Origin of the sequence: Actinotignum timonense (genome assembly GCF_030216305.1) — a bacterium.
Classification (GTDB): Bacteria; Actinomycetota; Actinomycetes; order Actinomycetales; family Actinomycetaceae; genus Actinotignum; species Actinotignum timonense_A.
This window is the reverse complement of record NZ_JASOKT010000013.1, coordinates 1-20,698: the sequence shown is the minus strand read 5'-3', so window position 1 is coordinate 20,698 and position 20,698 is coordinate 1. Positions and strand designations below refer to the sequence as shown.

General features: G+C 63.3%; 19 protein-coding genes. 8 read left to right on the top strand and 11 right to left on the bottom strand.

The window, feature by feature from the left end; genetic code table 11:
- Positions 1–45: 45 nt before the first annotated feature.
- Together QP305_RS07005 and QP305_RS07000 are read left to right on the top strand one after the other, a co-directional pair.
- Complete coding sequence (locus QP305_RS07005; protein WP_035276902.1) at positions 46–693, top strand: potassium channel family protein; 648 nt, start codon at positions 46–48, stop codon at positions 691–693.
- Entirely contained in the window at positions 690–1,412 is a 723-nt protein-coding gene (locus tag QP305_RS07000) for a potassium channel family protein (protein WP_284904701.1), read from the top strand. Before QP305_RS07005 ends, QP305_RS07000 begins: the two co-directional genes overlap by 4 nt.
- Here the strand turns inward: QP305_RS07000 and QP305_RS06995 are convergent.
- The 4 genes from QP305_RS06995 to QP305_RS06980 form a co-directional block, all read right to left on the bottom strand.
- Complete coding sequence (locus QP305_RS06995; RefSeq protein WP_284904700.1) at positions 1,364–2,062, bottom strand: DUF3159 domain-containing protein; 699 nt, start codon at positions 2,060–2,062, stop codon at positions 1,364–1,366. The genes QP305_RS07000 and QP305_RS06995 overlap by 49 nt on opposite strands.
- 54 nt (positions 2,063–2,116) lie before the next feature.
- Positions 2,117–2,368: a hypothetical protein gene (locus QP305_RS06990; protein ID WP_026428833.1), complete on the bottom strand. Its 252-nt coding sequence runs from the start codon at positions 2,366–2,368 to the stop codon at positions 2,117–2,119.
- 22 nt (positions 2,369–2,390) lie between these two features.
- The gene (locus QP305_RS06985) at positions 2,391–3,158 is read right to left on the bottom strand and encodes a DUF3710 domain-containing protein (RefSeq protein WP_284904699.1); all 768 of its coding nucleotides are present in this window, start codon (positions 3,156–3,158) and stop codon (positions 2,391–2,393) included.
- Between the two features lie 185 nt (positions 3,159–3,343).
- Entirely contained in the window at positions 3,344–3,643 is a 300-nt protein-coding gene (locus QP305_RS06980; RefSeq protein WP_016442648.1) for a DUF4193 domain-containing protein, read from the bottom strand.
- Between the two features lie 225 nt (positions 3,644–3,868).
- Here QP305_RS06980 and sepH point away from each other — a divergent pair, with 225 nt between their 5' ends.
- Positions 3,869–5,107, top strand: a complete 1,239-nt coding sequence (gene sepH, locus QP305_RS06975) for a septation protein SepH (RefSeq protein WP_284904698.1) — start codon at positions 3,869–3,871, stop codon at positions 5,105–5,107.
- Between the two features lie 10 nt (positions 5,108–5,117).
- Here the strand turns inward: sepH and QP305_RS06970 are convergent, their stop codons facing one another.
- Positions 5,118–6,266 (bottom strand): alkaline phosphatase family protein, encoded by a 1,149-nt coding sequence (locus tag QP305_RS06970; RefSeq protein WP_284904697.1) that lies wholly within the window; start codon positions 6,264–6,266, stop codon positions 5,118–5,120.
- Positions 6,267–6,343: 77 nt separating this feature from the next.
- On the opposite strand from QP305_RS06970, the gene QP305_RS06965 reads away from it, so the two are divergent.
- A complete protein-coding gene (locus tag QP305_RS06965) occupies positions 6,344–8,776 on the top strand; it encodes a DNA gyrase/topoisomerase IV subunit A (protein WP_284904696.1) in 2,433 nt (810 codons plus the stop codon).
- Here the strand turns inward: QP305_RS06965 and QP305_RS06960 are convergent.
- From QP305_RS06960 to QP305_RS06950, 3 genes are all read right to left on the bottom strand, one after another.
- Positions 8,773–9,807, bottom strand: coding sequence for a hypothetical protein (locus QP305_RS06960; RefSeq protein WP_284904695.1), 1,035 nt, complete (start codon positions 9,805–9,807; stop codon positions 8,773–8,775). The genes QP305_RS06965 and QP305_RS06960 overlap by 4 nt on opposite strands.
- A 55-nt stretch (positions 9,808–9,862) precedes the next feature.
- Complete coding sequence (locus tag QP305_RS06955) at positions 9,863–11,986, bottom strand: DNA gyrase/topoisomerase IV subunit B (RefSeq protein WP_087070684.1); 2,124 nt, start codon at positions 11,984–11,986, stop codon at positions 9,863–9,865.
- A 185-nt stretch (positions 11,987–12,171) separates the two neighbouring features.
- Entirely contained in the window at positions 12,172–12,366 is a 195-nt protein-coding gene (locus QP305_RS06950; RefSeq protein ID WP_026428827.1) for a DUF7455 domain-containing protein, read from the bottom strand.
- An 81-nt stretch (positions 12,367–12,447) separates the two neighbouring features.
- Between QP305_RS06950 and QP305_RS06945 the strand changes: the two genes are divergently transcribed.
- A complete protein-coding gene (locus QP305_RS06945) occupies positions 12,448–13,203 on the top strand; it encodes a 3'-5' exonuclease (protein WP_284904694.1) in 756 nt (251 codons plus the stop codon).
- Here QP305_RS06945 and QP305_RS06940 read toward each other — a convergent pair.
- Both QP305_RS06940 and QP305_RS06935 read right to left on the bottom strand, forming a co-directional pair.
- Positions 13,151–14,971 carry an RNA polymerase sigma factor gene (locus tag QP305_RS06940; RefSeq protein WP_284904693.1) on the bottom strand — a complete coding sequence of 607 codons (1,821 nt, stop codon included), beginning with the start codon at positions 14,969–14,971 and terminating at the stop codon, positions 13,151–13,153. The two genes, QP305_RS06945 and QP305_RS06940, sit on opposite strands and share 53 nt — an antisense overlap.
- Before the next feature lie 275 nt (positions 14,972–15,246).
- Positions 15,247–16,626: a DUF4192 family protein gene (locus tag QP305_RS06935; protein ID WP_284904692.1), complete on the bottom strand. Its 1,380-nt coding sequence runs from the start codon at positions 16,624–16,626 to the stop codon at positions 15,247–15,249.
- Between the two features lie 107 nt (positions 16,627–16,733).
- Between QP305_RS06935 and QP305_RS06930 the strand changes: the two genes are divergently transcribed.
- Positions 16,734–17,774, top strand: a complete 1,041-nt coding sequence (locus tag QP305_RS06930; protein ID WP_284904691.1) for a polyprenyl synthetase family protein — start codon at positions 16,734–16,736, stop codon at positions 17,772–17,774.
- Here the strand turns inward: QP305_RS06930 and QP305_RS06925 are convergent.
- Positions 17,771–18,142 (bottom strand): Rv2175c family DNA-binding protein, encoded by a 372-nt coding sequence (locus QP305_RS06925; RefSeq protein ID WP_284904724.1) that lies wholly within the window; start codon positions 18,140–18,142, stop codon positions 17,771–17,773. The genes QP305_RS06930 and QP305_RS06925 overlap by 4 nt on opposite strands.
- A 172-nt stretch (positions 18,143–18,314) precedes the next feature.
- Here QP305_RS06925 and QP305_RS06920 point away from each other — a divergent pair, with 172 nt between their 5' ends.
- Positions 18,315–18,809 carry a lytic transglycosylase domain-containing protein gene (locus tag QP305_RS06920; RefSeq protein ID WP_284904690.1) on the top strand — a complete coding sequence of 165 codons (495 nt, stop codon included), beginning with the start codon at positions 18,315–18,317 and terminating at the stop codon, positions 18,807–18,809.
- Positions 18,810–18,845: 36 nt separating this feature from the next.
- A complete protein-coding gene (locus QP305_RS06915; protein ID WP_284904689.1) occupies positions 18,846–20,519 on the top strand; it encodes a protein kinase domain-containing protein in 1,674 nt (557 codons plus the stop codon).
- The last annotated feature ends 179 nt before the right edge of the window (positions 20,520–20,698 follow it).

Below are 20,698 nucleotides of genomic sequence, written 5' to 3'. Positions count from 1 at the left end.
ACGGTACCCGCTTTGCGGTAGCGTAATGTAGTGAACTTCGTAATTATGGGATGCGGGCGCGTGGGTGCCGCGCTGGCGCTCTCGCTTTCCGCCATCGGCCATTCGGTGGCCATTATCGACCAGGACGCCGAAGCTTTCCGCAAGCTCCCCGAAGATTTCCCGGGGCAGCAGATCACTGGCGTGGGTTTCGACCGTGATGTGTTAGCGCGCGCGAATATCGACGACGCCGCCGGCTTCGCCGCCGTTTCCTCAGGCGATAACTCGAATATCATCGCCGCCCGGGTGGCGCGCGAAACTTTCGGGCTCACCAATGTGGTGGCGCGGGTCTATGACCCGACCCGTGCGATTATCTACGAACGGCTCGGGATCGCCACGGTGGCCCCGGTGCGCTGGACGGCGGACCGGGTGCTGCGCGAGCTCATCCCGCTGGGCCCCCACCACGAATTCCGCGATCCCCTCGCCCGGATTTCCCTCATTGAAGTGGCGGTAGATCGGCGCTGGTTCGGGCGCACCGTGGCGGATGTGGAAGAGGAAACCGGGGCGCGGGTCGCCTATATTATTCGCAGTCTGGCCGGGCTCCTCCCCCATAGCGACACCGTGATCCAGGACGGGGACACCCTCAAAGTGCTCGTCGCTTCCGAGAATGCCTCCGGCGTGCAACATGTGCTGCTCAAATCGGAAGGTGCGCAGTGAATATTCTCATTATTGGGGCCGGCGCGGTCGGGGTGTCGGTGGCCCGCGAACTCCTCAAATCCGAGCATTCCATTTCGATTGTGGATAAGAAGCCTTCCGCTATGCGCATTTCGAGCGCTTCGGATGCGGATTGGCACCTGGCCGATGCCTGCGAAGTTCCCGCGCTGCGCGAGGCGGGCGCCGCGGAGGCAGATATTATCGTCTGCGCCACCGGGGATGACAAAGTGAATTTGGTGGTGTCCTTGCTGGCGAAAACCGAGTTCGGGATCGCCCGCACCATCGCGCGCGTGAATAACCCACGTAATGAATGGCTTTTCACCGACGCCTGGGGCGTGGACGTGACCGTATCTACCCCGCGCATTATGGCTTCCCTGGTGGAGGATGCGGTCTCGGATGGCTCCCTCACCCAGGTTATGCGTTTCCACCGCAGCGGGGCGAGCCTATGGCAGGTTTCGGTATCCGCCGAGGCCCCGGTGGTAGGCAGCGCCATTAGTGATATTGAACTTCCCGCCGGCGTCGCCATTAACGCTATTATTCGCGACGGCGTGCCCCTCACGGCTGATGCCGATCTCATCGTGGACGTGGATGACCAGGTGCTCCTCATTGACGGCGGGGACGATGTGGATATGTCCGCCCTCAAGAACTATTTCCGGCCCCGCCCGGCTCTCGCTCAGGATGCGGAGGGGGAATCCGCCGCGGATTCGGAAGGCTCCAGGTAGGTACTGGCGGGCGGCAGGCCGCGCACCAGCAGCCAGGTGGCCCACAGGATCAGGCAGAACAGCACCGGCCCGGCAATAATTTTGATGACTCCCAGCGCCGCGGTATTACCGCTGATAAAGAAGGGTAGTTGTACGACGACGCGGCCAGCGAACATGGCGAGCCACAGCCACGTAATGCGGGTGTAGCGCCGGTAGGTGAGCCGGGCGGCCGGGTGGGTGGCGCTGCGCCAGCTGGCAATATCCCCGCGCAGCATCCCGATGATATATCCCATGATGGGCCGCCGGATGAGGAGGGAAATCGTTACTCCTACCGCGTAGGCGGCGTTGGTGAGGAAGCCGGGTAGGAAATAGGTTTCCGCGCGCCCGGATCGCCAGGCGAAGAAGGCGGAAATTCCCACCACGAAGAGCCCGCCGAGGGCCGGCATCACATCAATACGCTGGATAAGCCGCACCAGGATAGCCAGGATCGCCATGCCCAGGGGCACGAGCACCGCCAGGGGAATATTGCGGGTGGCCAAATAAATAATGACAAAAACCAGGGCGGGAACATTGGCTTCGATAACGCCGCGCACCCCGCCAATAGCTTTCCAGGCGTCGAATTCTTCCCCGAGCACCGCGCGCAGGCCGCCGCCGGGTGTGGTGGTATCCATGGGGCCTCCCGGCTTGTTACGTGGGCGTTATGTGTGCGGGTGCGGGGCGCTCGGCTAGAGCACCGTATATTCCGGGTTATATGCTACCAGCACGCCCCGGCGCCGCAATGGCACCACCCGAGCGCGAATGCGATCCCCGACCCGCACGCAATCAATGGTGCGCCGCCCTTGGAAAATAAGGGTGAGGAGCCCCGCGGTGGTTTCCACGGCGATGCGCACCTCCGGGGTATGTGCCCCATTTCCTCCCGGGGCGCCCGGGTACGTGATGGCGATAATATCCCCCGTCACCCACACCGGCGTAGCCATAGGTACCTAACTATCGAGCTAACTAGCGAATCTCTTGGATTTCCGGGCCGCGCTTGGGCAGCTCAATGCCGGTATCCGCCGTTTCGGGTTCCGGTTCACCCTGCTGGGGAAGGGCGAGGGGAAGCAATTCACGCGGCGGGATGGCCTGAGTGCCGCGCACCACCACCAGATCATCAAGAACCCGGTGGAGTACTTCGGTGCCGCGGGCGGGGTCTACCGCCCCGCGCCCGGTCACTGCTACCCGCAGCAGCCAGCGCGGGCCGTCAATACCGATAAAGCGCACCGGCACCCGGCCGTTCTCCGCGGGCATCTGGGCTTGAATTTCCGGGCCGTACTCCCCTTCGGCTTCCTGGAAGCGCCCGCCCTGGTTGGCGATGGAAGAGATAACTTCCACGCGGATGCCCTCCCACAGGCCGGTGGATTTCGGGGCGGCGAAAACCTGTAATTGCACCGCGGAATCGCCCATCATGTAGACCACGCCAAGCACGACCTGGCGTTCGCGATCCACCGAGAATTGCATGGTGGCATCGGGCAGGATCGGCAGGCGCAGGGCCCCGCCGTCAATAAGCGCGGGATTCTCCGGAGCTTCCGATTCATCATAGGGGCCGCGTGCCTTCGGGCCGGCCGCGGCAGCGGCATTGCCGGCATCTGCGCTACCGGCATCAGCATTGCCGGCAGCGCCATCCGCCACGCCGGAGTTATCCGCGGCGAGGTCCTGGCCGGCTTCGTCACGTTCGTCCGGCTGCGATGCCAGGGCCTCGTTTTTCTTCCGCCGTGAGAACCATGCCATGCTTATACTCCTCGTCCCGATTCCTTCATTCCCTCTAGTCTACTGAGGGAGCTCACCCTCGTGGAATGCACCACCCACCGTAGGGATGCACTGTAGTGAGATACCGCGGCCCGTGGGCCGCGGCGTCGTCGTACTTCTTCTTCGCGTGCCGCAAACGTAACCGCCGCACGCAAGCTCGTTTCTCGCTAGCCCGCGCAATCCACGCAGACGGGCAGGCCATCTTCCACGTGATCCAATTGGGAGCGGTGGTGAACCAGGAAGCACTGCGAGCAGGTGAATTCATCATCCTGGGCCGGAATCACATTGACGGATAGCTCAACATTGGACAGGTCCGCGCCGGGCAGCTCAAAGCCCTCGGCCGCTTCGACCTCGTCCTCATCGACCGCACCGGATTGCTGGTCCGAGCGCCGCCCGGCGAGCTGCTCGAAAGAATCCTCGCGGAGCTCCTCGTCTTGCTTGCGCGGAGCATCGTAATCTGTTGCCATAAAGTCACTCTCCAAAAGTGCCGGGGTCCACGCGGTGGATTCCGCACGAACCGGCGTCCACCCGCGAGAAACGGATCTTTCCGCCCTCGCGTATGGTCCTGACGGGTGGTACTGCGCGCTTAGTGTAACAGCACCCGCGCCACATGGAAACACACCCGCGCCCAATGCCTGCTTTTCGGGCCCGGAGGTGGCACCCTAAGAGTGGTACCAAGAGTAAGGGAAGAGATGAAAAAGCTGGAGCTGCTCGGCTTGCAACCCGACGGTCACAACCTCACGCTTAATGATGAGGAGGGCAATCGCTACCTGCTGCCCGTCACTGATGATCTGCGGGCGGCCCTGCGTAAGGATCCCCATCCCAGCGCTCCGGATGAGGAAATCACTCCGATGGGGCCGCGTGAAATCCAAGCTTTGGTGCGGGCCGGCCGCAGCGTTGACGATATTTCAGAGATGGCCGCGCTGCCTCCTTCGCGTATCTCCGCCCTGGCTCACCCCATTATTGCCGAGCGTAACTACACCGCCGCGCAGGCCCGGAACTACACCCTCGGGCGCGATGTGGGAGGTTTCACAGTTGAAGAACTCGTCACATCGCGGCTGGTTGCCCGCGATGTGGATACCGCGTCGATTACCTGGGATGCGGTGCGTGAGGCCGGGCAACCCTGGGCGCTGATTGTGCGGTTTATCTCCGCCGGCCGCGAGCACGAGGCCCGCTGGTTTATCGATACGGATCGCCACACTCTCCAGGCCCGCAATGATGAGGCGTCCTGGCTGTCGGAGACCTCCCTCACGGCCGATGCCGGCCCGTGGCGCCCGGATCACACCCCCGCGGTGGTGCCGGGAGCTGCGGATCCTGTTTTTTCCGGTACGACGACGCCCGCGGCGGTTCCCGCCGCGGTGGCCTCCCCGGCAGCGCCTCTCCCGAACGCGGTGGATACTCCCCCGGCGCGTGCCTCTATTGATGAGGTGCTGGCCTCGCTGGATTCTCAGCGCGGTAAGTCACGGCCCATGCCGGATGCCGATCATGATGTTGATCCGGATGAATGGGATGGGGCGCATCGGGCTCCCGAAGATGAGGAGGAGCTACGGGCTCCGGCCACCATTGTTTCCCTGCCCTCGCGCGAGGGGCAGCTGCCCGGCCAGCGGGCGCTACTGGAGCCGGAGGAGCTGGCGCAGGCCCCGGTGCTCCGCCCGGCTTCCGGTTCAAATGCGGGCGCTGGTTCTGCCGCAAATGCTGTGGCGGGCGCGGAGCCGAGCGGTACAGATGCGGCTAGTGATACAGCCACAGAGAGCCCGGCTCCCGCGCCGGCCCCTACCGCGGCCTCTGCACCGGTTCCCGATAAAACGGCCCCGGCTAGCGCGCCGGAGAAAGCCGCTCCGGCAGCTACCGAGGCGCGGCGCGGGCGCAAGCGTACGGATCGGCCCACCATGCCGTCCTGGGATGAGATCGTCTTCGGTAAAAAGGACTAGTTCAGGCGCACTACGTGAGCTCCAGGAGCAGGGGAATGAGCATTTCCGTGGGGGTAAGCGAACCGTGGACCCCGCGCATAAAGGTGGCGCCCGGCTGCATCTGCCCGGTGTGGACCACGCTCAGGCGGCCGCGCTGGAAAGCGAGCACATCCCCCATGGCTTCGCGTGCCTGCGCGGTGACGGGCCCGAACATGCCGGTGGCGATGGCTTCCTCTTTCGTGTAGATCCAGGAGCGCTCCCCCAGGTAGTCCCGCCAGCGTGCCGCGACCGCTTCCGGTTCCCGGGTGTAGAGATGCACCGCGCGTTCTTCCCCGGAATATAGATCCACGCCCTCGCTCAGGACCGGCGTGGTGGCTACATCTATGCGTTCGCTCGGATCGACCATGCCGTGATCAGCAGTGAGGACCAGCAGGGTATCCGGGGGAAGCAGCCGGGTGAGCAGGCGGATACCGGCGTCCAGATCTTCGAGCGCCATAGTCCATTCCTCACTGGTGGCTCCCCAGCGGTGCCCGCGGTGATCAACTTCCCCCCAGTACAGGTAGGCGAAACGCCCGCCCTCGCGCAGGAACCGCGCGGCCAGGTGCACCCGGTCATCGAGGGCCGGGCCCCCGACCGCGGTAAAGCCGCGCCAGGCGGCCCGGGTTAGCCCCGAACCGATATGGTCCGGATCCTGGATGGCTCCTAGCTGCTTGGCTATACCGGGCCGGGCGGCCTCCAGGCGCTGCGCCCAGGTGGGGACCGGCTGCCATTCCTCAGGATTGAGCCCGCTATCCTCCCAGCTAATCAGGGAGAAATTACGGCCGGTGCGCGGGGAGCGCAGGGAGTAGGACAGCATCGAGGTGCGCCCGGGGAGCGCCCCGGTACCCAGGGTGGTGAGGGCGGCGGCGGTGGTGGACGGCGCCGTGGAAGTGAGTGGTTCGCGCGCGGTCAAGGCACGCAGGGTGGGCGCGTGACCAATGCGCGCCGCCAGGTTTTCCGCCCCCAGGCCATCCACGAGGACGAGGCAGACCCGGCTGGCACGCGGCAAATCCAGCACGCCCGCCCGCTCCGTTTCCGCCGCCGCGGATTCCGTTTCGGGCAGCACCCCGCAGGCGGCTAAACATTCACCCAGGACGGCGCGTAGCGAGCGCGCGGCAGGCAGCACAGGAAGCTCAATCATGCCTCTCAGTCTACTTTCCGCCTCGACACTCCTGCGCCGCCGCCCCGCGCGCGGCCAAAAAGCGGGATAATTGAGCAATGCCCAAGAATACGAGCCCCGCGGAACATATCGTCGATATTAACGTGTCGGAGGAGATGCGCACCTCCTTCCTCGAGTACTCCTACTCGGTGATTTACGCCCGTGCCCTCCCCGATGCTCGCGATGGTCTCAAGCCGGTGCAGCGCCGTATTCTCTTCCAGATGGGGCAGATGGGCCTGCGCCCCGACCGCGCTCACGTGAAGTCTTCGCGCGTGGTAGGTGATGTGATGGGGCGCCTCCACCCGCATGGTGATACTGCTATTTATGACGCGATGGTGCGCCTCGCCCAGCCTTTTACCATGCGCTTGCCGCTGGTGGACGGGCACGGTAATTTCGGTTCGCTCGACGACGGGCCAGCTGCCTCGCGCTATACCGAGGCACGCCTGGCGGCCCCGGCCATGGCCATGATTTCCTCGCTGGACGAGGACGTCGTCGATATGGTCCCCAATTATGACAACACCCTCCAGCAGCCCGAGGTGCTCCCGGCCGCCATCCCGAATCTGCTGGTCAATGGTTCCTCCGGCATCGCGGTGGGAATGGCGACGAATATTCCACCGCATAATCTTATTGAGGTTATTAACGGGGCGAAGCACCTGCTGCGCCACCCGGATGCGAGCCTCGAGGATATTATGCGTTTTATCCCCGGCCCGGACCTGCCCGAAGGCGGCAAAATTATTGGTTTGGACGGCATCCGGGAGGCGTACGAAACCGGGCGCGGTATTTTCCGTACCAGGGCGACGGCGCGCATCGAAAGAATCAGCGCCCGTAAGCGCGGCATTGTTATTACGGAATTGCCCTATCTTGTGGGTCCGGAAAAGATCATTGACAAGCTCAAGGACGCCGTTAACGCCAAGAAAATTCAGGGGGTCTCCGGGGTCCAAAACCTGACGGACCGGCACCATGGCATGCGGCTCGTCGTCGAAGTAAAAAATGGGTTCCACCCCGAGGCGGTGCTCGCCCAGCTCTACCAGCACACCCCGCTCGAGGATTCTTTCGGGATTAATAATGTGGCTTTGGTTGATGGCCAGCCGCAAACCCTGGGACTGCTGGAACTACTGCGGGTGTGGATTAAGCACCGCATCACGGTGACGCGCCGGCGCAGTGAGCACCGTTTACGGGCCGCGCAATCTGATTTGCACCTGGTGGAGGGCTTACTCATCGCCGTCCTCAATATTGATGAGGTAATCGCGGTTATTCGTTCTTCGGAGGATACCGCGGCGGCCCGCGAGCGGCTCATCGCTGTTTTTGATCTTTCCGAGGCGCAGGCCGATTATATTTTGGAGCTGCGGCTACGCCGCCTCACCAAGTACTCCCAGATTGAGCTGGAAGGGCGCCGCGAAGAGCTCGAGCGCACCATCGCGGAGCTGGAAGAAATCTTGGGGTCGCCCGAGCGGCTGCGGGAGGTTGTGGCTTCCGAGATGACGAAGGTGGCCCAGCAGTTCGGGACCCCGCGGCGCACCGTGCTGCTGGAATCGGACGGGGCGGCCAGCGCGGCGGCACCGGCTGCTCTCCCCCTGGAAGTTTCCGATGATCCGACCTGGGTGCTGCTCTCGGGAACGGGGCTGGTGGCGCGCACCGCGGGCGGCGATGCTCCCGAGCGCGGCGGCCCGCGCCGGGCCCACGATGCGATTATTTCGCGGGTTGCCGCCACGGCCCGCGGGCATATCGGGGTGGTGACCAGCCACGGGCGCATGATAGACCTGGATGTGCTCACCGTCCCGGCACTTCCCGATACCGCGGGGGCTCCCTCGCTGGCCGGGGGCACCCCGATAGCGGATCTTATTTCTCTGGATTCCGGGGAGCGCGTGATCGGGCTGGCCCCGCTTACCGCTGCCGATGGCGATCCGGTTCTCACCCTGGCCACCGCGCACGGGCGGATTAAACGGGTGAACGGCGCGTACCCGAATAAGGAGAGCTGGGAGGTTATTACCCTGGCCGAGGGCGATAGCGTGGTGGGCTGCGCCCTTGCCGGCGATACCGATCAAGTGGTTCTTATTACGAGCGATGCGCAATTATTGCGCTTTGAGGCATCACTGGTGCGCCCGCAGGGCCGTGCCGGTCAGGGCATTGCCGGGATTCGCTGCGCGGAGGGCGCCCAGGTGATTACCCTCGGGGTGGTGCCCGGTGATGATCTTGCCGGTTCCCTGGTGGCCACGATTGCCTCGAACGCGCAGGCGCTCCCGGGTACCGAACCGGGCAGCGCGAAGGTAACGCCGCTGGATCGTTTCCCGGCGAAAGGCCGGGGTACGGGCGGAGTGCGCGCCCAGCGTTTCCTGCGCGGGGAAAATATATTGGCGGTGGCCGCTATCGGCCCGGAGCCGCTGCGCGCCATCACGGCCTCCGGCCAGCCGGTTGAGCTGCCCGAGATTGAAGAAAAACGGGATGCTTCGGGCAGCGCCCTGACGGTCCCGGTGGCGGCTATCGGGAGCTAGCCGCGCGCCGGCAGATCCGGGAGCGGGTGGTGCACCACCCGGGTGCGTTCGGTGACCTCGAAGCCGAAGCTTTCATACAGGCTCAGGCGCGCCGCGCTTTCGGGGGTCAGGCGGCTGCCGTCCGGCTCGTAGTGGACGGTGAGATCCAGGGTGGTGGCATCCATGCCACTATGCGCCTGCGCCGCGATACTGGCGGCCAGCAGGCGGGCATTGACCCCGTCCGGGCTCTCGGCCCGCACCGCGAGCTCGTCAACATAGCCCTCGCGGAATCCCAGGCCGGGCCAGTCCTGTTCATAGGCGGCGGTCATAATGCACCCGAGTACCCGGGGCCGATCCCCGCGGGTATCCACCGCCAGGAAACTCCATTCCCGGCGCATAAAAGCACATTCGATACGCCACTGCTCCCGGGTGTAAATCGGGTAATTCAATTTATCTGCGTAAAAGGAATTGTGGGCGAGAAGCGCGGCGTCGTCCCGATCCGGGGTGAGGGGAACCAGCTCCACACCGCTATTGTCCGTATGCGCGGAAGCGGGCAGGAGCAGCGGCCCGCGCGTGAGCGGGCGGCGCATTTGCAGGTAGGAGAGCCGGTCGGTGAAACCGGCGGCTGCCAGGGCCCGGCCCCGTTCCGGATCCCAACTTTCCACATTCGCCACGGCCACCGGGTGGAGGGTGCCGGCTGCCAAGGCCGGGGCGCGGCGTAATTGTTCGGCGAGTACCTCGCGGGCGGCCTGTTCACGCACGTCCTGGCTGAGCTCGGGGTGCACGCTGGCCGAGAGCGTGACCGTGGGATGCGCGGTGCGCGCATCGTAAAGACGCACGATACCGAAGGCGAGGAGGCGCCGGCCCGGTGCTGCGTCGTCGTACCACCCGAAAACGCTATGCGGAACCGAGGGCTCAAACATGAGGTCGATTTCTTCGCGCGAGGTGCGGAAACTGGAGTTCACGGCGCTTTGGTGGGTGTCCAGCAGCGTGAAAATCGCGCGGGCATCCGCCGCCGTGAGATCGCTCCACCGTATCGCGCCGTTACCCATGAGCCCTCCTTTACGGGTATGACTCTCAAGTGTAGCGAAGCGCGGGCCGGGAAACTTAGGCATCGATCTTGTCGTAGGAAATATGCTCGGCGCCTTCGACAATAAATTCGCGGCGCGGAGCCACCTCGTTACCCATGAGCACCTCAAAAACGGACTCGGCTTCCCGCAGTGCGGCTTCGTCCTCGATCCGGATGCGCCGCAGGGTGCGGTGGGCCGGATCCATGGTGGTTTCCGCGAGCTGGTGCGCGTCCATCTCCCCCAGGCCCTTGTAGCGCTGGATGGGTTCCTTATAGGTTTTCCCGGCGCGTTCGAGCTTCTTGAGTTCCCGATGCAATTCCTCTTCGGAATAGGTATAAATATACGATCCCTTTTTCCCGCCGCGGCCGGCCACTTCGATGCGGTGCAGCGGCGGCACCGCGGCGAAAACCCGCCCGGCTTCCACGAGGGGACGCATATAGCGGAAGAACAGCGTGAGCAGGAGGGTGCGGATATGGGCGCCGTCCACGTCCGCGTCCGTCATCATAATAATTTTCCCGTAGCGCGCTGCCGCGAGGTCAAAAGTGCGCCCGGAACCGGCCCCCACCACCTGAATAATGGAAGAAACTTCCTGATTGCGCAGAATATCCGCGGGCGAGGCGCGCTGCACATTGAGGATTTTTCCGCGGATGGGTAGCAGCGCCTGGAATTCCGAAGAACGCGCCAGTTTCGCGGTGCCCAGCGCCGAATCCCCCTCGACGATAAAAAGTTCGGTGTGCTCAATATCATCGCTGCGGCAATCGGCAAGCTTGGCGGGCAGGGTCGAATTTTCGAGCGCGTTTTTGCGCCGCGAGATTTCCTTATGAACGCGCGCGGCCACCCGAGCCCGCATTTCCGCCACGATTTTTTCGAGGAGCCGCGACGTTTCGGTTTTTTGGTCGCGTTTCGTGGACGCCAGGATACTGTGGAGCTGTGCGGCGACGACGCGCGCCACGATGGGGCGCACTGCCGCCGTCCCCAGGATCTCCTTCGTTTGCCCCTCGAATTGGGGTTCGGCTAGCCGGACCGTGACAACCGCGGTCATCCCGGCCAATATATCGTCTTTTTCGATTTTGGCATCTTTGGCGGTGAGCTTGAGGCGCCGCGAATTGGTGTCGATCAGGGCGCGCAGGGTTTTCACCACGCCCTGTTCGAAACCGCTCTGGTGTGCTCCTCCCCCGGGCGTGCGAATAATATTAACGAAGGATTCGGTGGTGGTGTCATATCCGGTTCCCCAGCGCAGGGCCACATCCACTTCGCAGGTACGTTCGACTTCCTGGGCGCGCAAATGCCCGCTTTCCGGATCGAGAACCTGCACGTTTTCAGTGAAAGTTTCGCTGCCCGTGAGGTGCATGGTGGCGGTGAGGGCCGGATCGGTGGCCAGGTAATCCGCGAAATCGACAACGCCGCCCTCGTAGTGGAACACTTCCTCATGGGGGCCGTTCTCCCCCGGGGTGCCCGCCAAGCCGCGCTCATCACGGATGGTGATGGTCAGGCCGGGCACCAGGAACGCGGATTGGCGTACCCGTTCGGTGAGGAGGTCATAGGAGAATTCTGCTTCGGCCAGGAAAATCTGGGGGTCAGCCCAGTAGCGCACGGAGGTTCCGGTGTTTTTCTTCGCTACTTTCCCGACTATATCGAGTTCGCTGCCGTGGGTAAAAGCTTCGAAAGGTGCTTCCGGGGAGGGCTGGGCGCCGTCCTGGAAACGCCCGGGTTCCCCGCGCTTGAATTGCATCTGGTAGATTTTGCCGCCGCGCCGGACTTTCACATCCATGCGCGCGGAGAGGGCATTGACCACCGAGGCGCCTACGCCGTGGAGGCCGCCGGAAGCGGAATAGGATCCCCCGCCGAATTTTCCGCCGGCGTGCAGGCGGGTGTACACAACTTCCACGCCGGAAAGTCCCACCCCGGGTACGGTATCCACGGGGACGCCGCGGCCGTCGTCGGTTACCTCAACCGAGCCGTCAGCGTAGAGGGTGACGGTGATATGGGTGGCGAATCCTTCCAGGGCTTCGTCGATGCCGTTGTCGATGATTTCCCAGAGGCAGTGCATGAGTCCGCGTGAATCCGTGGAGCCGATGTACATGCCGGGGCGTTTGCGCACGGCTTCCAGGCCTTCGAGGACTTGGAGGTGACGAGCTGAGTATTCTTCGGAAGTTGACACACCGGTAGTTTACGCGAACGGCTGTTCGCGAGCCGCCCCGGCGCGCGTGAATGTATGTGAAAGTGCGGGAAAGTACGTGAAAGTGTGTGAAAGTCTGTGAATCCCACGGTTCACACCAGTCCCAGCGGGGCACATTAACTCAAAAGCGGCCCGGGTGGGCCGCTGGTGGTGAGATCGCAGAGAAGCTAGGCGATATTTTCGCGTTCGTCTTGAATCTCAAGGGCATCTTCACGCAGCTTATCGAGGTGCTGGGAAGCATGATGGCCGCAGAAGAAAAGTTCTCCATAAGGCAGGCGTACCCGAACGTAAGCCTGGGCTCCGCAGGCATCGCAACGATCCTGCGCGGTCAAGGGAGCTAATTCAGTCAATGTAGTACTCACATACCTATCAAAGCATAAAAGGGCGCGCTTATTCCTGAGGAGAAGATCACCCCGGGCCCGTGCTCTCGGTAAGCTGAACACATGGGTGTTTCTCAGGCGCACGGTATTTCTTCTGGCTACGCTGCCCTCGATCTGGAAACCACCGGTTTAGATGCTCGCACTGACCGGATTGTGGAGATCGGGGTGGTGCTTCTGGATGAGCAGGGCAACCCGGAGCGCGAATGGGACAGCCTGGTGAACCCGCTGCGGCCCATGGGAGCTACGGAGATTCACGGAGTACACGCTGCGGAAGTGGCACAGGCGCCGTCGTTCTCACAACTGCTCCCCCACGTGGAACGGTTGCTGCACGGGCGTATCCTCGTGGCGCATAATGCCCGCTTTGATCTGGGTTTTCTCAACGAGGCTTTTCGGCGGGCCGGGAGTCCGCTACGTATTCCGCTCAGCGCTGCCGTGTGCACGATGGATCTCTCGCGCATTTATGTTCCGGAGGGGCGCCATTCCCTCATGGCCGTGGCGCGCCGAGCCGGCATTGAGATAGAAGAACACCACCGCGCCATCACGGATGCGCGTATGAGCGGGCGGCTCCTGGCGGAATATCTACGCCGGGAGGCGCGCGGGGAACGCTATGCCACCCGCGCGCACAGCAGAGACGGGCGGGAAATAACAGCAGCGGCGTGGGACGATGCTCGCCGCCACGCCGCTGAGATTATTTGGCCCACCCCGCTATTCGAGGTGGAGTTTCCCGGTGTGCGCCGCGCGCGCCGGGAACCTACCACGCCTGGTTTTACTCCAGGTAGTCACGCAGCACCTGCGAACGGCTCGGGTGGCGCAGCTTAGACATGGTCTTGGATTCGATCTGGCGAATGCGTTCGCGGGTGACCCCGTAAACCTTGCCGATTTCATCCAGGGTTTTCGGTTGGCCGTCGGTGAGGCCAAAGCGCATGGAAACCACCCCGGCTTCGCGTTCGGACAGGGTATCGAGAACGCGATGGAGCTGTTCTTGGAGCAGGGTAAAGCCGACGGCGTCTGCCGGGACCACCGCTTCGGAATCCTCAATGAGGTCACCGAATTCGGAATCGCCATCTTCACCGAGCGGGGTGTGCAGGGAAATGGGTTCCCGGCCGTACTTTTGAACTTCGACGACCTTTTCTTCGGTCATATCCAGTTCTTTCGCCAGTTCCTCGGTGGTTGGTTCCCGCCCGAGTTCCTGGAGCATCTGGCGCTGGACCCGCGCGAGCTTGTTGATGACTTCGACCATATGCACCGGGATGCGGATGGTACGAGCCTGGTCCGCCATCGCCCGGGTAATGGCCTGGCGAATCCACCAGGTGGCGTAGGTGGAGAACTTGTAGCCCTTGGCGTAGTCAAACTTTTCGACGGCGCGCACCAGCCCCAAATTCCCTTCCTGAATAAGATCAAGGAAGAGCATGCCGCGGCCCGTGTAGCGCTTAGCCAAGGAAACTACCAGGCGAAGATTCGCCTCGAGCAGGTGGTTCTTGGCGTGCTTGCCATCGCGGGAAATAATCCGAAGTTCACGGATATAGGCGTGGTCTTTCTCCTTATCGAGATTGCCCTGGTCCAGCAGGTGCTGAGCGTAGAGCCCGGCCTCGATTCGCTTGGCGAGTTCCACTTCTTCCGCGGCGTTGAGCAGGGGAACTTTACCGATCTGCTTGAGGTAGTCCTTGACCGGATCCGCGGTGGCACCGGCAACGTGAACACGCACCGCCGGTTCATCCGAATCATCGGAATCCTTGACGGTGAAACCACCCCGGGAATTACGCCCGGTTGTTTCCGTTTTGGCGGCGCTATCCGTTTCCTTATCGGCTTCGTCCTCTTCTTCCTCGGGCTCCTCTTCGGAGTCCTCAGAATCGTCTTCGTCGTCCTCGAGATCGTCGTCTAGATCCTCGGCATCAACATCCTCAGCATCGACGTCGAAATCTTCATCCTCGAGATCCTCATGTTCTTCAGGATCTTCCGGTTCTTCCTGCTTAGCGGTAGCACGCTTCGAGGTGGCCTTCTTCGAGGTAGAAGCCACCTTGGATTCGGCTGCCTTGGAGGTGGTCTTCTTCGCGGCAGTCTTGCGGGTAGCCGGCTTTTTAGCGGCCGGCTTCTCCTCCTTGGCTTCCGCTGCGGCCGCGGTCGCATCCTTAGCGGCCGCTGCAGTTTCCGGAGCTTCGCTTTCAGCAGCTGCCTTCTTGGCGGAAGTCTTCTTCGCCGCGGTGGACTTCGAGGCGGTGGACTTCGTAGCAGTTGACTTTGTAGCAGCTGATTTCGCGGTGGTGGCCTTCTTCGCGGAAGAAGCCGAAGAAGCCGCCTTGGATTCGGCCGCTTTAGATTCAGCTGCCTTGGATTCGCTTGCCTTGGAGGTGGTCTTCTTGGTGGCAGTCTTCTTGGTAGTGGTGGCCTTGGCTGCACTGGCCTTCTTAGCGGCCGGCTTCTTCGCAGCCGTTGTGCTTTCGGAAGCAGTAGCTGCCGAGGTGGCCGATGCCGTGCGACTGGAGGAGCGAGAGGCCGCCTTCTTCTTCGTACCCGAAGCGGATGCGGAGACCGCGGTGTCCTTTTCCACGGCAGCGGTTTCTTGTGCACTGGCAGACTTTGTGGCCACGTGAGACCTTTCCCTAGTGTTATCAACGAATGCCGAGAACCGGCACGGGGTATCCACCCCAAAGAGCTACTTAGCGGAACGCGCCCGACCCGCTTTTTGTTCCCCGGCCTCCCCAACGTGCCGATCCTCACATAGCATTCTTATTCCCGGCGACTATAGTTCTCCCACTTCCACGAGCGCGAACTGTCCTGCCGGCGCGAACCCCCGTCGCCGCGAATTTCCGCGAGCGCGAACTTCCCCGCCAGCGCGCATACCACCTTCACGCACGCAGCTACTTAGGCTGCTTGCCTGCCGGGTCCGTAGCGGTCCATAGTTTCCGGCTCTTGGTCCATAATTTCCGGCTCAATATCCACCGAACCGCACGGTGTGGCCGCGTCACCAGCGCCGTCGCTATCCGCGTTGGCAGCGCCGTCGCTATCCGCCTCACCAAGGCCGTCACCATCCGCGTTGCCAGGGCCGCCGCTATCCGCGGCCCCTTCACCGCCACTACGAGCTTTGGTGCGCGAGCACCTCCTGCCTCCGTTCGGGCCCAGCAGCCAGGGCGGCAGTGCGTTCCATTCGGCAGCGTCTTTGAGCATGCGTGCCAGGCGCGAGCCGGGATTGATTTCCAGCGCTTCTTGAGCGCGCAGCGCGGTCATGGAGTTTTGCCCCACCCACCAGGCCAAATACGCCGAGCAGGCATAGGGAACCTCCACTCCTTCCGGAGCCAGCCGAGCTAATTCATCCAGCAGCGCCATCATCCCCAAGGCCCGCACAATATTGGGGCGCTCCCCCACCCCGGTGGCGAAGCCCACCGCGGGATCAACGGATGACATCGGTAGCAGTGGATCGTGTTCGAGGGAAACCTGCAAGATTTTGTCTCGAATAGGAATATGCGTGAGCCCGGCCAGGGCTCGCCCCGCTTCGCGGGTGGTGATGCGCGGCGGGCCGGCTTGGCGGCGGCGCACCACCCGGGCGAGGAGCATATCCCAATGCTCTTCCAGCGCGGTGACCTCCTCCCCGCGTGCTTCTTCCAGTGCCACGGCGGTATTACGCATCCGGGTGGGACTGGCTTTGACGATATTCCGGCTTGGTTCTTGTTCCAGCGGAGCCGAACCCTTATACACAAGAGCAGCCGCTGCCTCGGTAGATTCCAGTTCTTCCCAAGGGCAAAATGTTTCTTCTCCCATATCCATAAACCCTTCATTATCAGCAATGAAAAAATCACAACTCCACGCATCGCGAGTGCCCGGGTCGCCATCCCAGAGCCGGGAAAGAGCAGCGCAGAGCAGCTCCAGGAGGGCCAGCACCGAGGCGAATTCGCGGGTGTGCGCGAAGCGAACAAAACTTGGGCAGTACACCACCGCCACGCAGCTGAACATGCGGCAGGCAGCTACCGCGTCAGTGATCTGCCGGGCAACATAGGGTGAGATAGGCCCGGCACGTAGATCTACCCGAATGAGCGGCGTTTCACCCCCGGCCACGGCAACGTCCGGCCGCTGCGAAGATTCCAGGGAACCGAACCATTGCGGTAGTTCCTCCCCATCCGGGCCCACGGCTCGGTGTATTTCCGGGCTTCCCCCGAAGAGTACGAAGTGGTGGCGCGGGTAATAGCCCAGCAGATGGGGAATAACAGCGAGGGCATCGCGCGGATGATGAAGTGTGATTGTGTCCATAGCGCTAGATAACCAGCTTCGGCAAGCGCGTGCTCGCGAGTGCCGGTACCCTGTGGATGGGGCGCGCACCTCACGAATCTGTGGATAAAAGAAGCGGAGTACGAGCAATGGAGTGGAGCACTCGCGATTTCACCAACGGGGTTGATAGCCGTATTGAGGCGCGTTTGGATTCGTTGCGCCGCTGGAATCAGCCCGAGGTGGAGGATTTCATCGATACTGTTACCGCGCTGGCGTCCGGCGGTAAGCGGACGCGAGCGCGGTTGGTGCGGGCCGGGATGCTCGCTACTCTCCCGGATCCTACCTGCGCCGATATGGTGGCGGCGGTGCGTTTGGGCGCGGCCGTGGAACTTTTCCAGCTCGCGGCTCTTATTCACGACGATATTATCGACGCTTCTGCCACGCGCCGCGGGGTCCCCACGGTGCATGCCGAGCTGGCTCATTATCACCGCGCATCGGGCTGGGATGGTTCCCCGGAACGCTACGGTTTCCGTTCCGGTTTGATTGTGGGTGATGCCGTGCTGGCACTGGCGTCCCAAGAAGCGGTGAGCGCCGGGCGCACTGCACCCCTCGAGCCGTTCTTCACCATGTGTGAGGACGTTGGTATCGGCCAGTTCCTCGATATTCGCTGCGAATACACCCGCGCGGCTACCCGGGAAGATATCAGCGCGATTATCACCCATAAAACGGTTTCGTATTCCGCGCTCTTCCCCCTGCTTATCGGGGCGGCACTCGCCGAACAACCCGCCCCGGAAACAATCGCAGATTTGCGGGCTTTCGCCACGCCTTTCGGTGAGGCCTTCCAATTGCGCGACGATATCCTCGGGATTTTTGGCGATCCGGCCGTCACCGGCAAACCCGCCGGTGATGACCTCACGGAAGGGAAAAACACCTTCCTCTTCCTTGAAACCTTGGAGCGAGTCAGCGAGGTGGATGCCCGGTGGCTGCGGTCCTTGCGTGGGAAGCGTCTGGAGGGCGACGACGTCGTTCGCGCTCGGGCCCTCATGGAGGACTCTGGAGCGCGGGCTCACGTGGAAAAGATGATTCGCCAACGTGAAGATAGTGCGCGGGATATCTTGCCGCGCCTGAATGAGGCCGCCCGCGAGAGCTTAGGGGAACTCCTCCAGCGCCTGCGCTCACGCACCCACTAGAAAGCCAGGCCGGCGATAACGCGCCGGACCGCATGAGTATGCCCGCCAATGAGGGCACCCAATGGGGTGTCGCGTAGTTCCGGTTCGAAGCGGCGCAGCCATTCCTGGGCTTCGTCGTCGTTATATCCGGCATCGCGCAGGGAAATAATGGTGCCGCGCAGCGAAGGCAGGGGCACGCGCCGCCCCTCTTTCACCACGAATTGCCCGGCATCGGCGTAAAGCGCGTTATTTTCCCCGCGCCGTACCGCCAGGAAACGAGCATCGCGCAGCTGGGAGCGTACCGTACGCAGATCGGTTTCGAGGTAATCGGCCAGCTCCGGAAGGCTCAACCACGTCACAGTTGTATTCTCTTTTTCCACGCTTCCCATCTTAATGCCGCGGCCGCTCAGGCGCGCAGGTGGGCAAGGGCGCGGCGTCGTCGCCATTACAAAATCGTCACAATCTGGTGACATTTTCACAACAGTGCACTATTGTCACAAGTGGAACAGCGGCCGGGGCGCAATCGAGATGTCCCCCGCACCGGCCAGGAAGTGAGAAACGGTGGGATCGAAGACGAATCTAGCGCGTTTGCGGGCGCAGGCACCGGCCCCGCGCTACGAGCTTTCGCACGCGGAAATCGCGGCGCGTTTGAATGCGATTATCGCCCCGAGCCGGGCGGAAACGCAGAAGATGGTGCGTGATACGGCGGCGCTTATGGGCGTCAACCCTCGGCTTGCAATGGCGCATGCCTATATCGAATCCGGTTTTAATTCCCGGGCGCTCTCCCCCAGCGGTGCGGCGGGTGTGATGCAGCTGATTCCCGCGGCTTCGCGGTGGGCGGGGCGGATGGTCGGCCGGGATCTGGACTGGCTCATTCCCGCGGATAATATCACCGCCGGTATTGCGATTATTCGCTATTTGCAGCGCCATACCGCCAGTACTCACGAGGCAATTGCCGCCTACTATCAGGGCCTGGCGCGGCTGCGGGAGGCGGGGCCGTATCCCTCTACCCAAAAGTATGTGCTGCGGGTCTTGCGCGCGGCCAAGAGTTTCTAAACGCGGCCTTGCGAAGCAGCGCGCTACCCTAGGTGTGTGACTATTCCTTCCCTGCCGGCCGGGTGGCTTGAGGGCCGCTACCGTCTCGACGCCCCGGTGGCGCGCGGCGGGATGGCCACGGTGTACCGCGGCTACGATACGAAGCTGGATCGCGCGGTAGCGATCAAAATTATGCACCCCGATTTGGCCGCCCTCGATGATTTCACGCGGCTTTTTCAGCGGGAGGCACGGGCGGTTGCCGCGCTGAGCAGCCCGCATATCGTCACGATTTATGACCGTGGGGTATGGAACGACGGCGCAGCTGAGCGCGCGTACCTCGTTATGGAATACGTGCCCGGCCCCACGCTCCGCCACGAGCTGGAGCGCCTGGGTTCCTTCCAGCTCGGCACCGCACTCGACATCTGCGACCAGGTACTCCAGGGCCTGGCCGCTGCCCACCGGGCCGGCATTATCCACCGGGATATCAAGCCGGAAAATATTTTATTCGACGACGCCTGCCCGCCGCCCTCCCCCGTCCGCCTTCCACAGCTCGCGGTGACAGTAACCGATTTCGGCTTGGCACATGCGGTAAGTGCTTCCTCGGGGGCGCTGCCGCGTTGGGGAACTCTTGCCTATACCGCCCCGGAAATCTTGGAGCAGCGGGCGGCCAGCCCGGCCTGCGATATTTATGCCACCGGCCTGGTGCTTTTTGAGCTACTTGCCGGGCGCCTGCCCTGGGCCGGGTATTCAGCCGCGCAGCTCGCGGCGGCCCAGGCCCGGGAAGATCTGCCGCGCCTGGGCAGGGAAAATCCGTGGCTGCCGGCGCAAGTGGATTCTTTTATCGGGGTGCTCACCGCGAAGAATCCGGCGGATCGCCCGGCGAGCGCCGTGGAGGCCCGCGAGTTGCTGCGGGGGCTGCGGGCTGGCGTCGCTGATGATGCCGCGCTGCGGCGTATTCCCGTCACGCCGCGCCGCCCGCAGCCGGTGCACCGTGAGGATGTGGCGGGCGGTCGTGGTGGCGCGGAGCTGGAGACCGCGGCCGCAAGCACAGGGCGCGCCGCCACGCTCAATGCTGGTGCAGATGCAACCGTTCCGGTGCGCGCCCCGGTGCACCGTGCTCCGTCCGTTCTCCGCACCACCCGGAAACTTACGGCGCGGCCGGCAAGCTCGCAGCAAGATACGGCACGCCCGCAACGCGGTGCGGGAACACCGCGGCACCACACCGCGGGGCGGCGGCGCGCCCGCGCGTGGCGGATTGCTGCCTGGATATGCGCAATTGCGCTGCTAGCGGGTGCGGGAGGAGCAACATGGGCCCTGAAAGCCGGCCCGTGGGCGCGGGTAACGGTGCCTGAGCTCGCTACGAGTCTCACCCAGGCACGCAGCCAGATGGAGGCGCTCGGGCTCACGGTGGAAACGGAAGTGCGCAGCGGGAACGGTGCAGCACCGGGCACCGTGCTGGGCAGTAATCCGCAGGCGGGGAGCCGGGTGCACCCGGGAAGCACCGTTGAACTCCTCATTGCCGGCGCGGCCGCCGATTCGACCGTTCCCGACGTGGCGGATATGGCGGAGGCAGAAGCGCGCACCGTACTCGAAAAAGCGGGCTTCCAGGTGCAGGTACGCTACCGGGAAACCCGGGCTGCCACGCCCGGCACCGTGCTGCGCCAGGATCCTGGCCCCGGGGTGAGCGCCGCACCCGGGCAGAAGGTTACCCTCATGATCGCGGCGCGGTAGCCAGGCCGCACTCGCCCCGGGTCACGCGTGCGCCCGGGCACCCAGCCGCGAACGCACCCAAGCAGAGCCGTGGCAGCGCCAGGTCGCGCTCGCCCCGCCCTCGTTTTACAGGTGCACGTCACGCAGCATTTCGGCCAGCTGGTAAGCCAGCTCGAGGGACTGCTGGTGGTTCAGGCGCG

What these genes read in the sequence shown, in the direction of transcription:
- QP305_RS07005 (WP_035276902.1), top strand. Translation starts at nt 46, where the DNA reads ATGGGATGCGGGCGCGTGGGTGCCGCGCTGGCGCTCTCGCTTTCCGCC.
- QP305_RS06995 (WP_284904700.1), bottom strand. Translation starts at nt 2,062, where the DNA reads ATGGATACCACCACACCCGGCGGCGGCCTGCGCGCGGTGCTCGGGGAA.
- QP305_RS06990 (WP_026428833.1), bottom strand. Translation starts at nt 2,368, where the DNA reads ATGGCTACGCCGGTGTGGGTGACGGGGGATATTATCGCCATCACGTAC.
- QP305_RS06985 (WP_284904699.1), bottom strand. Translation starts at nt 3,158, where the DNA reads ATGGCATGGTTCTCACGGCGGAAGAAAAACGAGGCCCTGGCATCGCAG.
- QP305_RS06980 (WP_016442648.1), bottom strand. Translation starts at nt 3,643, where the DNA reads ATGGCAACAGATTACGATGCTCCGCGCAAGCAAGACGAGGAGCTCCGC.
- sepH (WP_284904698.1), top strand. Translation starts at nt 3,869, where the DNA reads ATGAAAAAGCTGGAGCTGCTCGGCTTGCAACCCGACGGTCACAACCTC.
- QP305_RS06970 (WP_284904697.1), bottom strand. Translation starts at nt 6,266, where the DNA reads ATGATTGAGCTTCCTGTGCTGCCTGCCGCGCGCTCGCTACGCGCCGTC.
- QP305_RS06965 (WP_284904696.1), top strand. Translation starts at nt 6,344, where the DNA reads ATGCCCAAGAATACGAGCCCCGCGGAACATATCGTCGATATTAACGTG.
- QP305_RS06960 (WP_284904695.1), bottom strand. Translation starts at nt 9,807, where the DNA reads ATGGGTAACGGCGCGATACGGTGGAGCGATCTCACGGCGGCGGATGCC.
- QP305_RS06945 (WP_284904694.1), top strand. Translation starts at nt 12,448, where the DNA reads ATGGGTGTTTCTCAGGCGCACGGTATTTCTTCTGGCTACGCTGCCCTC.
- QP305_RS06935 (WP_284904692.1), bottom strand. Translation starts at nt 16,626, where the DNA reads ATGGACACAATCACACTTCATCATCCGCGCGATGCCCTCGCTGTTATT.
- QP305_RS06930 (WP_284904691.1), top strand. Translation starts at nt 16,734, where the DNA reads ATGGAGTGGAGCACTCGCGATTTCACCAACGGGGTTGATAGCCGTATT.
- QP305_RS06925 (WP_284904724.1), bottom strand. Translation starts at nt 18,142, where the DNA reads ATGGGAAGCGTGGAAAAAGAGAATACAACTGTGACGTGGTTGAGCCTT.